We start from the raw sequence: 13,096 nt of genomic DNA, 5'->3' as shown, positions 1-13,096 counted from the left end.
AAGATATCTGAAACCTTGATGATACCAGGGGTAACCTCTTCTTTAGCTACCTGGTTAACTTATTTAACCCGGCAGCATAGCAAAATTATCGATATGGGGCTTGAGCGGGTTGGTGTCGTCGCTCGACAGCTGGATCTTTTATATCCCGCCCCGAAAGTCGTTACTGTTGCTGGCACTAATGGTAAAGGAACGACTTGCCATACATTGGAATCTATTCTGATTGAAGCGGGATTAAAAGTCGGCGTTTATAGTTCTCCTCACCTGTTGGATTATACTGAGCGCGTTAGGATCCAGGGTAAGATGTTACCTGAAGCGGAATTTTGTCGGGTTTTTGTCGATATTGAATCTAAACGCGGCACAACAACGCTGACCTATTTTGAATATGGCACCTTAGCTGCTTTACAGTTATTTAAACAAGCTAAACTTGATGTGGTTATTTTAGAAGTCGGTTTGGGTGGACGGTTAGATGCAACCAATATCGTTGATGCGGATATTGCTGCCATCACTAGTATTGCATTGGATCACACTGACTGGCTTGGTGGTGATCGTGAGCAGATTGGCTACGAAAAAGCCGGTATTTTTCGCTCAGGGCGCTATGCGGTTGTGGGTGAACCGGATATGCCGCAGTCGATTAATGAAGTGGCTCAAACCTTAGAGTCAAAATTATTTCGTTGTGGGGTAGATTGGCAATTTGAACTACAAAATGATCATTGGCATTGGCGATCCCATGATCACGATTTTAAACAGTTACCTGTGCCAAATGTCGCACTAGCCAATGCTGCAACCGCATTGGCAATTATTGATTGTTTAATCAAACAGGGTGATGCCATTGGTCAGACGATATCATTGCCCGCTATTCAGCAGGGATTGATTAAGGCGAAATTACCAGGACGTTTTCAAATTATCTGCGAGCAGCCTTGTGTAATTTTAGATGTTGCGCACAATCCCCATGCGGCAGCTTATTTAGCCGATAAACTGGCTCGCTTACCCAGGCAGAAAAATACTAAAGTTCATGCCGTTGTAGCGATGTTAGCCGATAAAGAGATAAAAAGTACTTTATCTTATTTGGCCGCGCAGGTTGATAAATGGTATCTCGCTTCATTAATTGGGATACGCGGTGCCGATGTAGCGCAATTAGCGCAGTATGTTGAATCGTCATACCAATTTGCGACGGTCAAAGATGCCTGGTTGCAGGCTATGGCGGAGGCTGACAAACAGGACATTGTGTTGGTTTGTGGCTCATTTCATACTGTTGCAGAGGTTATGGAACTGCAGACAAAAGAGGAAAATTTAAGTGGCCAGTAAGTTTCAAAACCGTTTGGTGGGAATGATTGTTATTGTTGCAGTTGGTGTTATTGTATTACCCATATTATTGGATGGTAATAAGAAATATAATGAAACTGAATTTGCAGCGATCCCTTTGGTGCCTAAAGCCAGCGATGAATATGAAATTGAACCTATTGCGCCAATTAATCCGAAGCCACTAGCGACATCCTCAGCGAGCGCTGCAGAAGCCATGATTTCTGAGGTCATTTCTGATTCGAAGGCCAAATCAGCAGATAGTCTGTCCGCTCAGCAACAAGCAAAGCCTAAACCAGCAGTCAAAGTTGAAAAACCCGCGCTAGTGCCAGAACATATCACTAAGTCAAATGAGAAAACTCAAGCACCGCAGGCGCGGGCTTATGTTATTCAGTTGGCGGTACTGAAAAATGCAGCAAAAGTGGAAGAGATTATTGCCAAATTACGTTTATTTGGCTACCAGGTTTACACCGAGCCATCATTACTAATTAATGGTCAATTGACTCGAATTTTTGTTGGCCCAAATGCTTCGAGAGATAAATTGCAGTCCAGTTTGTCGGAATTGAAAGATTTAACCGGCTTACAGGGGCAAATACACGGTTATAAACCGTAAAATGGATATGTGCTAATAGATAAAACATATTGATACTAAACAGTTATATTAATTATTCCTGCGGCGATCATGATTTATCTTTTCGCCGCAATTTATTGCTACTTTTCAGCAAAAATATCTAACGCAAACGTTTTCGTTTTCTGCTAGAATACCTTCGACCATGCTGAAGGTTTAATTTTTGGGATTAAAATTATGGTTTGGATTGATTACGCTATTATTGGCTTTTCTGCCTTGGTCAGTTTAATTCGTGGTTTTGTGCGAGAAGCTTTGTCACTTACTTACCTGGGGTTGTGTTTTTTTTTGTTGCCAGCCAATTTTATCCTTATCTGGCGACTTATCTCACCCGCTTTGATGACAGGCTGATTAGAAATGGTATTGCAATTTTATTTATTGCCACTTTAATTGTGGGTGCGGTAGTCAATTATGTGATTAGCTCGTTAGTCGAGCGAACAGGATTATCAGGTACTGATCGCGTGTTAGGCGTCTGTTTTGGTGCGTTACGCGGTATATTGATTGTGTCGGCAATCCTGTTTTTACTGGATACTTTTACACCCTTGCCAAAAAGTGAAGATTGGCAACGCTCTGAATTGATACTCCAATTTAGTCATATTATTAGATGGTTTTTTGATTATTTAAAAAATGTGTCAAGTTTTTTACCTGAAAATATCACTCCGTTTGGTTGATGAGGAAAAAGTAGATGTGCGGTATTGTCGGTATTGCTGGTTTTACACCAGTTAACCAATCAATTTATGATGCGCTAACAGTGCTTCAACATCGTGGGCAAGATGCTGCAGGTATTGCAACAATTGATGAAAATAAACAGTTTCGCCTACGTAAATCGAATGGCTTAGTAAAAGATGTGTTTGCTACCCGCCATATGCTGCGTTTGCGGGGCAAAATGGGAATTGGCCATGTGCGTTACCCAACCGCGGGTAGCTGCAGCGCTTCTGAAGCGCAACCTTTTTATGTTAATTCCCCTTTTGGTATTACATTGACCCATAATGGTAATTTGACCAATGCACATGAATTAAGAAAAACGTTATTTAAAACGACCCGTCGTCATGTAAATACTTTTTCAGATTCAGAAATCTTGCTCAATATTCTTGCCCATGAATTGGATCAATTTGATCATTTTCCGCTTACTGCGGAAAATATTTTTACCGCTATTGCTGTGATGCATAATAAAGTTCGTGGCGCTTATGCTTGTGTTGCAATGATTATTGGCCATGGTTTAGTGGCGTTTCGTGACCCATTTGGTATCCGCCCTCTGATGCTGGGTAAGCGCACATTGGAAGACGGTCAAAATGAGTACATGGTTGCTTCGGAAAGTGTCGCTTTAGATACCCTTGGTTTTGAGTTCTTGCGTGATGTCGCGCCTGGTGAAGCGATTTATATTACTGAACAGGGAGAACTTTACAGCCGGCAATGTGCAGAAAATCCACAATTAACCCCTTGTCTGTTTGAGTTTGTCTATTTAGCCAGACCGGATTCCTTTATCGATAAAATATCGGTTAATAAAGCTCGGTTGCGGATGGGGCAAAAATTGGGCGCCAAAATTGCCCGTCAATGGCAGGATTTAGAGATTGATGTTGTGATCCCGATCCCTGAAACATCTTGTGATAGCGCACTGGAAATAGCTTATATTTTGGGTAAACCCTATCGGCAAGGGTTTGTTAAAAATCGTTATGTGGGGCGCACTTTTATCATGCCGGGACAGCAGGAGAGACGCAAGTCGGTACGTCGTAAACTGAATGTCAATCGAGCCGAATTCCGGGGTAAAAATGTTTTATTAGTTGATGACTCTATTGTGCGCGGAACAACCTCTGAAAAAATTGTTGAGTTAGCACGCGAAGCTGGGGCCAAAAAGGTCTATTTTGCTTCGGCATCACCAGAAGTTCGTTTTCTAAATGTTTATGGTATTGATATGCCGTCCGCTAATGAATTGATTGCCCATGGGCGTGAAGTGGATGAAATTCGTCAACTTATTGGTGCGGATGATTTAATTTTTCAGGATCTTCCTGATCTGATTGCCGCAGTTAGGGAGGAGAACCCCGATATCACTACTTTCGAATGTTCGGTTTTTAATGGGGTTTATGTTACCAAGGATATTGATCAAGCTTACTTGGATTATCTGGAAAATCTGCGTAAGAACGATCAGTTAAAAGAACATAATGAGATTGAAAATTTGGAAATTTACAACGAAGGCTAACTTGTTGTTATCGTATGAATTAAGTTAGACTTTAACGGATATCGTTAAGCTGACAATACTGAAATCTATTTTATCGTTATTATTGAGCAGAAATGATGCAGAGAATAATTATCGGATTGACAGGCGCTAGTGGTGCAATTTACGGCATTCGTTTACTTGAAGTTTTACGTTCTGTTGCTGAGGTTGAAACGCATTTAATTGTCAGTGTAGCGGCTAAGCAGACTATAGCGCTGGAGACCTCTTATCGCCTACGCGATGTTCAAGCAATGGCAAATGTTGTGTATGAAGATAGAGACATTGCAGCGGCGATTTCTTCTGGTTCATGTATTACCTCCGGTATGATTATTATGCCGTGTTCAATAAAAACGTTATCTGGTATTGCCAATAGTTATAACGATACATTAATTACGCGGGCGGCTGATGTGGTTTTAAAAGAGAAGCGTAAATTAATCTTGGGTGTCAGGGAAACACCTTTGCACCTAGGCCATTTGAGATTAATGATGAATGTCATACAGATTGGCGCGATAATTTTTCCACCGATGCCGGCCTTTTATCATCAGCCAGAAACCGTACAGGACATTGTCGATCAAACTGTCAATCGAATATTAGATCAATATGGTATCACCTTACCACAAACCTTATTTACTCGTTGGAAAGGTATTAAATAATGGTCTCTTGCGACGTAGTTAATAGTAATGACTCGAGTGCTTCTTTTAATTCAATATAGTGAAATTTAAATCCAGCTTCTTCAAGACGCTTTGGAATCGCTTGTTGCCCACCTAACATTAATGCTGCAGATTCGCCCATAATCGATTTAATAACAAATTCTGGCGTTCTGATCAGTGCCGGACGATTAAGTACTTCGGCCAGTATTGCACTGAACTGATCATTATGCACGGGGTAGGGCGAAGTAATATTAAACGCAGCAGATAATGAAGGCGACTCAAGCAGGTAATTAATCGCATTGACGACGTCATCAATGCGGATCCAGGGAATATATTGTTTGCCTTTGCCAATTGGTCCGCCTAATCCGGCTTTAAATATCGGTAACAACTTCTTCAGTACACCGCCTTCTTTCGCCAGTACCACTCCAGTTCGTAGCAAACAAACGCGTGTTTTATCACTTTCGGCTTGTAATGCCAATGATTCCCATTTTTGGCATAGCTGGTGAGTGAATTCGGCATGTTGCATATCGGATTCAGTGACAACAGTTTGCCCTTGATTACCATAATAGCCAACCGCTGAACCAGAAATAAACGTTTTTGGTGGTTTTTTACTGTCTTTGATCAGTTGGCTTAAGCGTTCTGTCATTTTCCAGCGGCTTTCATACAGAATTATTTTTTGTTCCTTAGTCCATGGTTTATTTGCAATCGGTTCACCTGCAAGATTAATAATGGCATCAAAACCCTCAAGATTATTAATCTCATTTAAGCTTGTCAGACAATCAACATGTCGACCAAATAGGGTGTAAACTTTTTGGCAAGATCGACTCAGTACGATGATAGTATGGGGAATGTATGACCAGTTGTTGAACAAGTTTTGAGCCAATTAAGCCGGTACTGCCAGTAATAAAAATCCTCATTCTCACTCTGTGGTTTTCAATAATGAAATAAGTAATTATAGTATTGATATTTAAATAAACAGTAGATCATTAGATCTGTGAGTGCAATCAATAAGCTGGCCAGTAAAATTGTCGCCGTTTCGTTGTTTAAAAAATATTCATTAAATTTGGCTAATTGATGTTATTTAACACTTTAAATGTTAATTTTTAGTTGGCTTATTGATTAATTAAAACTAAAAAAACCAAATAGTGAGTTATGTAATAATCATGTATTCATATTTCTTGTAAGACTATTAAATCAATGCTAAAAATCATATTGGCTAAGCTTATTTATTTTAATTTTTTATGAAAAGAGATTTATATTCATCAATAAATTAATTTTAACAATAAGTTGTTATTTTACAGATTGTTAATATATTAACATTAAAATTAAAGGCAGGATAATAGAAATATTTGATTAATTATTATTGATACTAGTTGTTATTTATAAAAACAAACCAGACGCTAGATAAAAGTAATTAATATTAAAATAGCTAATATATATCAGTAAATTTTTATTGTTTAATTTAGCGGCTAAAATTAGTATATCTTGTTTTTATATTTTGCTAGCTTAATGCTTATTATCATTTTTGCTTTATGTTATAAAAAGAATTGATGTGATTTTATGAGTAATTTCACTGTTAATTTCAACTATCCCTAGGCTCAGTGTAAAGTCTTTTGTATCTGCTAATAATAGGCTATGCTTATTTAAGCTGTAGTAAAAAAATAGGGTGCAAAAAGTGCGCCAATCGCTATCTAATTAAGACTTAATTTGCATCAGCAAGTTACTGAGTTTAGACTCAAGTAAACAGATTGATGACCGCTTAAAAATGAGAAAGGTTCGAGATGGGAGGAGTAATAAGCGAAGTAGTCAATGCAGAATGGATTGATATTGTTGACGATAAAAATAAAGTGATTGCTCAGGCGACACGCCAGCAGATGAGAATAGAGAATTTATTTCATCGTGCAGCTTATATTATTGTGCACGATGGTATGGGCAAAATTTTGATCCAACGTTGTACTGAAATGAAGGATATTTATCCTGGTTTATTTGATGCAACCGCTGTCGGTGTTGTTACCAGTGGTGAAGGTATGCTGGCAGCAGCCAGGAGAGAGGCAGAAGAAGAGTTGGAGATTGCTGATATACCTTTTGCAGAGCATGGGCTTTTTTATTATGAAATAACACAATGTCGGGTGTGGGGTGGTTTGTTTAGCTGTGTCAGTCATGTCCCGTTTGCATTACAGGAAACGGAAGTAGAATCGGTTTTTGAGTTGACGCCAGATGAGATTAATGCCCGTCGTCATGAATTTACCCCCTCATTCACTGAAAGCCTTGTCGCTTTGTTTCACCCGCAATAATAATGAATCGCAAAAAACCAAGTTATGCTAGAAAGTTGATTAAGTTTTGATGAGCAAAAATAAATAATGGTAAAGTAGTAGTGATAAGATTGAATCAGCAGTAATTTATCAATCTATTTGTTGATAATATATAATAATATTATTTTGTGATAAAAGTCTTATATTGCAAATCATAGCATATTATCTTGTTATTTTAGATAATATGCTATCGGTTTAAATAAGTTATTAATTTGTTATTTCAGTCGCCGTATCATTTTCATCTTCACTAACCGTCAACCAGGGATAGTATTGTTGGCGTCGCTCATAGCCTTTAGCGGTAACCGTTCGTGTTTCTCGCCCTAGCGGATCATAATAATGAGTGTCGGCATAGTAGCTATCACGACCACTATTATCGAGAATATAATGCTAGCTATTACTGAAAAAAGGTTGATATTGGTGGACAACTAAGCCTTTGTTATCATACTCTACTCGACCTGTTACTGCCCATCGCGAGCTGGTGAAAGCCTGTTTTGCCTTACCGAGTTTATTTTTGGCTAAACGATCATCTTTGGTCACAATATAAGCATCACCAGCGGGTATCCCGTAATGCAGTTTGCAGAGACCTGCCTGCGCCATCAATAAAGTTGATCTGTTGTCGCTGCTGCTGTTGCTCATCAGGATAATAACGATCGGTATTGACAGTTAAAATATAGGGCGATTGCCTTTCAGTATCATCTGCTAACTGTACTTTGTCAACTGGCGTATTGCTTTTACGTAACCAGCGTTGGTAGCCAATAAAATTTACATAACCTTGCTCATTGACAACTTGGTTATATTGATGCTGTGAATTAGTGACTGCTGAGATAAAATCTTTGGTTGCCGGTTTCATCCACACTGCTGGCGCATAGAAGTAAAATTGTGCAACCGGTTGTGGTGTTGGCATGCTCAAAGCCGCGTCAATTGTGTCTGGTGGCATAAAAGGAACTTCATCGGGAGGCGGAAATCCGGCTAGCTGTCCTTCTTCTGTGCCCCATATTCGACTGGAAGAGATGCGTCCAAAGGCATCAAAATCGACATAACTGATATTATCATTAATATCTTTAATGCTATAAGGCATAAGAAAACGGTAATTATAATCCGCTTGCGTATAGAAACCAGCGGCATCAGTAGTACTTATTACGACGCAGTAATATTTATCCCATTGATAATCGGTTGCGCCGGTTAATAATAAGTGGCGCTGACGATAAGGATAATAAAAAGCTTTTTCATCATAATATTCACTATAGTTAAGTCGTGCGATCCAGATATCAGCAGTTTCTTCCCCTGGACGCGGGAATAGGTATTTGGTTTTGATATAACCCGCATTGGTTAAATATGCTTCAATTTGACTTGCGCTAAGTACTGGTTCAAATGCCAGAAAACTTTGCTTATCAAGTTCGGCCTGCTCAGTAAAAGCGACTAAAGCTTGGATTGTCGGGATTTCTACTAGCTTATTATCGCCACCTTCCAGGTAGTAAATTTTACTTTGTCCGGCATATTCTCGCGGCGTGTTTTCACTCAAAATACCATCAGGATTTAACAGCGATTCAAGCGAAAATCCTTCAGCTGGCACATCGCTGGCAGGTAAAGTGATCATATCTGTCTGCTGTATATCAGCAATATTTAATCGCCATTGTTCTGGTGTTTTTAAATTGTGGAAGCGGATTTTATTTTCGCTAATGCGTAATAGTAGTTGTTGGGGATCATAACTCTGCTCAAAATTACCGTCTGGCAACCAAATGGAGGGAGGAATTATACTAATAGGTCGACGTGGATAGTTGATGGCAACATTATGTATTATTGCCCCATTATCATCAAACGCAAGATTAACGTTTTGGCTATAAAGCGGATCTTCTGTAATACGTTCATAATTGTAATCCCATTGCTCTAATGACATGGAGGCCCCATCGCTAAACCGGTTTTGTTCGTTGTCACTGCAGGAATTTGCCTAACCTGATAACGGTATAAGGATTTTCAGCGTCAGCGGCCTGATCTAAGCCATAAAGTTCACTGTGCAGTGGACTGCCCTTTAATGATCGATAAGCCCAGAATCGTTGCTGTTCATCCGGAGAGATAATTGGTACATCTTGGCCTTGCTGGTATTGGGTAAGGCGGGTTTTACCAGCTGGAAACGCTTGTTTATCCCCTTGCCAGTATTCTGATGCAAAAGCTGCTTGGTCATCGATATTGCCGATATGAAACCATTGTCTTAATAATGACGGCATACTACGTTGGTCGGTATTGCCTTTTGCATCTTGGATTGAATCGACAATATCAAGCCGGCCAAACCCACGGAATTCGCGCTCTATACCATCATACATACCATGCAAATAATCAACACTTTGACTAAAACAACTCATGGTAATTTCGTTAAGTTGGTTAATTTTATTGAGCAGCTGAATCGGGAAAGGGAGGTGGCTGGCATAGCTTTTATTCTGTTGAATTGCTTGCTGTTTTTCATCCAGCCAAAATTGCACCGAACTGCGATAGTAAAAAGTGGTATCGGTGCCACAATTATTATTTTGTTGATTAAGGAGGTAAGGTTTTTGGTTGGCTAAATCATAGCGCCAATGCTTTTGCTCCATATGCGGTATATTCAAGATCAAACTAGCGACGCTTAAGCCCTGGATATCTGTAATCCACAATTGGCAGATATCATCATAAGCCACACCGTTTGACAGCGGTATGGTTATCGGTGTGGCCAAGTTATTGCCTGACTGATTCATGTAAATTATTAGATGATCGGACATTAAATAGATAATATCGGTGGTGCCGGAACCATCCAGGTCGGCTAAATAGAGTTGTTTTGGATCAAAGCTGTCTTGTGGTTGTTGAAAACCACTGAGCTGAATCGGGGCACCAAATAGACCTTGGCCAAGATTAGGCCAGCAGGTCACTTCATGATGACGAATACTGATCAAATGTTGTTGGCCTGATCCTAATAGATTACTGAATGCGACCAATTGGAGCTCATCTCTGCCAATAATCGGTAATTTGACAGACGCGGCTTGCGGGTAGTTGACTGGCGCGGCAAAACTTATCCGCTGATTGGCATAAAAACGCACACTTTTAGGGCCAATGAGAGTAATATCCGCTAATCTTGCACCGGTAATGTCAGCAAATTGGGCTTGGTTATTTTGTAATTCGGTATGAATAGCCTGTAGTGGAATAAAGTCACTCCAGCTTCTATCTGGTTGGTTGTTGGGCATAATAACCGCCAATATTGAACTGGCTGAAAAACCATTCCAGCCGTCCATCATCGTTAATATCCATTAAAGTGCCACCACTGAGCAGGGTGGGTATATTAGGTAACCGCTGTGCTGGCGAATAATGAATTTCATCGGTTTGTGGTTGGCCGCGTATTGGGTCACGGTAGTACTCGGCATAATTATCTTCATACAGAATGCCGGCAATACCTTCACCATAGAGATCAACCAGATAGTACTGTTGTTGATCTTTCATGCTATTAAATTCGATTAAGGGTTGTCAATCACCATTAGGTGGTAGACGAAAGGGTTGATAATCAAATTTAAGTGGTGGCAGTGTTAGAGAATTATTTTCATCGTGAGCCAGTTGCTGGTAACTGATGAGTTGGCTAACAATCGCTTGTTGGTCATAGTCTAACTGCAAACGACGAACCAGCGTGGGTGAGGTGTTTTCGGCAGGTAAGCTTTGTAGTCGTTGTAGGTCATGAAACATTAATACTTGTTGGCACAGACGGCGGGTACGGATTTCAAAGCCATATTTAAAGCTGGAAAAAGGATCTTGTCGCATAGACCAGGCTTGTTGAGGCAGAAATTCAGGTGTTTGATCGATTTGATTACTGCGTTCGCCGTAATCGAATATGAGGTAAAATAACCAATCTGTTGCTGGTGGTAGTGTGTTGGTTAAGCTATATGGCGCTGCATAGGCGCTAAGATTGCCGTAACTTACCATTGTTAAATATCGTTGCGCTGTTGCTGATGGATGTTGTAGCCGCTCCTGCTCAGACGTTCCTTGGTCATTTTCCGCTTGATATTGATATAAAATGTGTTCTCCGGTCGGTAAAACCGACTCTTCCAGTAACCATACGGCAATGTGTTGCTGTTCTTTAGGGTCAAAAATTCTGGTGTTAGCCGATTTACCTAAACAGTGGATCTGTCCATCGGGTGAGTAGATCAACCAAAAAGGCATTTGGGAAGATTCAGTTGCTACTGGTTGCCAATATTCGATCCGTTCGGCACCAGTACCGATGCGTGATTGATATTGAGTTACTTGATAATTTTCGGTTAGTTTTATATTTTGCCAGCTATCTTTTTGATAACGGATCGGTTGACCTGCTTGATCAACGGCGATCATCAATACTTCATTATCTACACCAATAAAAGTATCGTCTAGATGATAAAGTGGCCGGTCATGACTGGTTTGGCGACGAATAGTGAGTAAAGGAATATCCCACCCCAAGCCAAAGGCACTGTTACCGGAGCCACTGTTATAATTTAAGCTCAATGCAGGTGCATAACCATGGCCACTGGAAATAGGCAAAGGTAGTGTAATATGCATCATACCATCAGGGCCGGGTGTGCCAACAGTTTCTCCCATGCCTTGTAAGCTTCCACCACCTTTCGGTAAGGAAAGGGGCGCTATGGATAATTTATCTTGATTATTTGGATTATTAGGCATTTTAAACTTCCATAAGGCCCTAAACAGGGCCTAACGAAATTAATTAAACGATACAAAATAGTGATTAACCATTATCATGAATGGTGTAGCGAATATGCAAGATGATATCGGTTAGACTATTTAATAAGGCTTTTTGTTTTTCGGTCGCATTCGGGAATTGTAAAGTTAATCCTCCTTGATCTTCGATTGGGATCCCCTTAAAACGCAGGTATTTACTGTCGTTAAAATTAAGTTGGAATTGGCCACTATGATTAACACCGTGAGAAATAGCGATGGCTTTACAGCCATTACTCAGTTGTAAATTACCGGTGTATTCCAGCACGGCTTGAATATCTTGATAGGGGCCAAGCAGGGCGGTAACGACACACTAATTTGTTTGATGCGTCGCATGTTGCCAAGCTTGAGATCAGTGGGATAATCATTCAGCAGTTTTAGATCGGTAATTTTAATGGTGGCAGATAAGGTATTTTGCTCTAGAGTGACTTTATTATTGTCATTGCCGATAGGCCCGCTACTTTCGCCATTGATCAGTTTTCGAATGGTGTCACGTAAATCAAATCCATTGGGCATATGCTGATAGAATTCAGCCAAAGAGACTGTACGGTCAACATCGAGTGCTCTGGCTTCCCATTTCAGATAAGCTTCTTCCATGGTAACTAAATTGAGCATTAAGGCTTCACCACACAGTAAGCCGGCATAAGTACTTTTCTAGGCGCCGGGTTTAATAAATTGGGTTGATTTATTGGTTTCCCAATGGAATGAACTTTCGGCACGTAGACAGCGAGCAATGACTAAATCATAGAATTGGAAATAGATAGCAGATAAGCGACCACGTAGCCAGTTATATAAGGCTTCAATAAGGCTTCATTAGTGAATTTGCCTTTCAACAAATTAAATTGATCTAAGGTGTTAGTTTGCTGAGTTTCCAGGTAGCTATATTGTTGATCAGCTGCAGTGCTGCCTTTTTTAGTGCCGCTAAATGGGCGGTTAATTGTTGCTCCTCGTAGTCAGCAGTTTGATACATCTGCTGCCAATCTTCACGACGACGGTATATCTCTGATTGTGAGGTTTTATCGGCAGCGGTTATTATGCCACTGGCGGCAGTCTCAATTCCTAATGCTATAGCGGTAGGAACAGCACAATATTGCATGCCGCCATCTCGGCTAAGCCAAAGATATTAGGTGCCAGATTAGCTAACGCTGCGGCCATATAGACGGGTTTGACAGAGGTCATTAAAATATCGGCCGTCATGTGTAAATCGATAACTTCTTGTTCACCTTGATTGATATTCTGATCATACAGCTCTTTATAGTGTTTTTTGCGCTCTTTTACGGAG

12 protein-coding genes and 4 pseudogenes are annotated in these 13,096 nt (G+C 40.3%); 6 read left to right on the top strand and 10 right to left on the bottom strand.

Annotated elements, in window-relative coordinates:
• Window positions 1–3: 3 nt before the first annotated feature.
• The 5 genes and pseudogenes from folC (at window position 4) to ARADI_RS05735 (ending at window position 4,789) form a co-directional block, all read left to right on the top strand.
• Window positions 4–1,305, top strand: coding sequence for a bifunctional tetrahydrofolate synthase/dihydrofolate synthase (folC, locus tag ARADI_RS05755; RefSeq protein ID WP_439647091.1), 1,302 nt, complete (start codon window positions 4–6; stop codon window positions 1,303–1,305).
• Window positions 1,295–1,912: a cell division protein DedD gene (gene dedD / locus ARADI_RS05750; protein WP_119711425.1), complete on the top strand. Its 618-nt coding sequence runs from the start codon at window positions 1,295–1,297 to the stop codon at window positions 1,910–1,912. Before folC ends, dedD begins: the two co-directional genes overlap by 11 nt.
• A 192-nt stretch (window positions 1,913–2,104) precedes the next feature.
• Window positions 2,105–2,595, top strand: a pseudogene (gene cvpA, locus ARADI_RS05745) (colicin V production protein).
• A 14-nt stretch (window positions 2,596–2,609) separates the two neighbouring features.
• A complete protein-coding gene (gene purF, locus ARADI_RS05740; protein WP_119711424.1) occupies window positions 2,610–4,121 on the top strand; it encodes an amidophosphoribosyltransferase in 1,512 nt (503 codons plus the stop codon).
• A gap of 95 nt (window positions 4,122–4,216) precedes the next feature.
• Window positions 4,217–4,789, top strand: a complete 573-nt coding sequence (locus ARADI_RS05735; RefSeq protein WP_119711423.1) for a UbiX family flavin prenyltransferase — start codon at window positions 4,217–4,219, stop codon at window positions 4,787–4,789.
• Here the strand turns inward: ARADI_RS05735 and ARADI_RS05730 are convergent.
• A pseudogene (locus ARADI_RS05730) lies at window positions 4,782–5,703 on the bottom strand (TIGR01777 family oxidoreductase). The gene ARADI_RS05735 and the pseudogene ARADI_RS05730 overlap by 8 nt on opposite strands.
• Before the next feature lie 864 nt (window positions 5,704–6,567).
• On the opposite strand from ARADI_RS05730, the pseudogene yfcD reads away from it, so the two are divergent.
• Window positions 6,568–7,111: pseudogene (gene yfcD, locus ARADI_RS05725) on the top strand (NUDIX hydrolase YfcD).
• A 374-nt stretch (window positions 7,112–7,485) separates the two neighbouring features.
• Here yfcD and ARADI_RS05720 read toward each other — a convergent pair.
• The 9 genes and pseudogenes from ARADI_RS05720 to ARADI_RS19500 form a co-directional block, all read right to left on the bottom strand.
• Window positions 7,486–7,635 (bottom strand): hypothetical protein, encoded by a 150-nt coding sequence (locus ARADI_RS05720; RefSeq protein ID WP_182853106.1) that lies wholly within the window; start codon window positions 7,633–7,635, stop codon window positions 7,486–7,488.
• Window positions 7,636–7,645: 10 nt separating this feature from the next.
• Window positions 7,646–8,995, bottom strand: a complete 1,350-nt coding sequence (locus tag ARADI_RS19510; RefSeq protein ID WP_119711422.1) for a toxin TcdB middle/C-terminal domain-containing protein — start codon at window positions 8,993–8,995, stop codon at window positions 7,646–7,648.
• Between the two features lie 34 nt (window positions 8,996–9,029).
• Window positions 9,030–10,307, bottom strand: a complete 1,278-nt coding sequence (locus ARADI_RS19505; RefSeq protein WP_182853105.1) for a toxin TcdB middle/N-terminal domain-containing protein — start codon at window positions 10,305–10,307, stop codon at window positions 9,030–9,032.
• The gene (locus tag ARADI_RS05705) at window positions 10,285–10,560 is read right to left on the bottom strand and encodes a hypothetical protein (protein ID WP_119711420.1); all 276 of its coding nucleotides are present in this window, start codon (window positions 10,558–10,560) and stop codon (window positions 10,285–10,287) included. The genes ARADI_RS19505 and ARADI_RS05705 overlap by 23 nt, the downstream gene beginning before the upstream one ends.
• 24 nt (window positions 10,561–10,584) lie before the next feature.
• On the bottom strand, window positions 10,585–11,760 hold the full coding sequence (locus tag ARADI_RS05700) for a SpvB/TcaC N-terminal domain-containing protein (RefSeq protein WP_119711419.1): 1,176 nt from the start codon (window positions 11,758–11,760) through the stop codon (window positions 10,585–10,587).
• A gap of 64 nt (window positions 11,761–11,824) precedes the next feature.
• On the bottom strand, window positions 11,825–12,082 hold the full coding sequence (locus ARADI_RS05695; protein ID WP_147392368.1) for a Tc toxin subunit A-related protein: 258 nt from the start codon (window positions 12,080–12,082) through the stop codon (window positions 11,825–11,827).
• Window positions 12,052–12,618 (bottom strand): annotated as a pseudogene (locus ARADI_RS05690) (Tc toxin subunit A-related protein). Before ARADI_RS05690 ends, ARADI_RS05695 begins: the two are co-directional and overlap by 31 nt.
• A 43-nt stretch (window positions 12,619–12,661) precedes the next feature.
• Entirely contained in the window at window positions 12,662–12,910 is a 249-nt protein-coding gene (locus ARADI_RS05680) for a hypothetical protein (RefSeq protein WP_119711417.1), read from the bottom strand.
• Complete coding sequence (locus ARADI_RS19500) at window positions 12,880–13,011, bottom strand: hypothetical protein (RefSeq protein ID WP_255420616.1); 132 nt, start codon at window positions 13,009–13,011, stop codon at window positions 12,880–12,882. The genes ARADI_RS05680 and ARADI_RS19500 overlap by 31 nt, the downstream gene beginning before the upstream one ends.
• Window positions 13,012–13,096 lie beyond the last annotated feature (85 nt).

This window comes from Arsenophonus endosymbiont of Aleurodicus floccissimus (assembly GCF_900343025.1).
In the GTDB taxonomy this organism is placed as follows: domain Bacteria; phylum Pseudomonadota; class Gammaproteobacteria; order Enterobacterales; family Enterobacteriaceae; genus Arsenophonus.
The sequence above is the reverse complement of the archived record's forward strand: the minus strand, read 5'-3'. Positions and strand labels throughout refer to the sequence as shown.

Coding starts and splice junctions, on each gene's coding strand:
- purF (WP_119711424.1), top strand. CDS start 2,610: ATGTGCGGTATTGTCGGTATTGCTGGTTTTACACCAGTTAACCAATCA.
- ARADI_RS05735 (WP_119711423.1), top strand. CDS start 4,217: ATGCAGAGAATAATTATCGGATTGACAGGCGCTAGTGGTGCAATTTAC.
- ARADI_RS19510 (WP_119711422.1), bottom strand. CDS start 8,995: ATGTCATTAGAGCAATGGGATTACAATTATGAACGTATTACAGAAGAT.
- ARADI_RS19505 (WP_182853105.1), bottom strand. CDS start 10,307: ATGCCCAACAACCAACCAGATAGAAGCTGGAGTGACTTTATTCCACTA.
- ARADI_RS05705 (WP_119711420.1), bottom strand. CDS start 10,560: ATGAAAGATCAACAACAGTACTATCTGGTTGATCTCTATGGTGAAGGT.
- ARADI_RS05700 (WP_119711419.1), bottom strand. CDS start 11,760: ATGCCTAATAATCCAAATAATCAAGATAAATTATCCATAGCGCCCCTT.
- ARADI_RS05680 (WP_119711417.1), bottom strand. CDS start 12,910: ATGCAATATTGTGCTGTTCCTACCGCTATAGCATTAGGAATTGAGACT.
- ARADI_RS19500 (WP_255420616.1), bottom strand. CDS start 13,011: ATGACGGCCGATATTTTAATGACCTCTGTCAAACCCGTCTATATGGCC.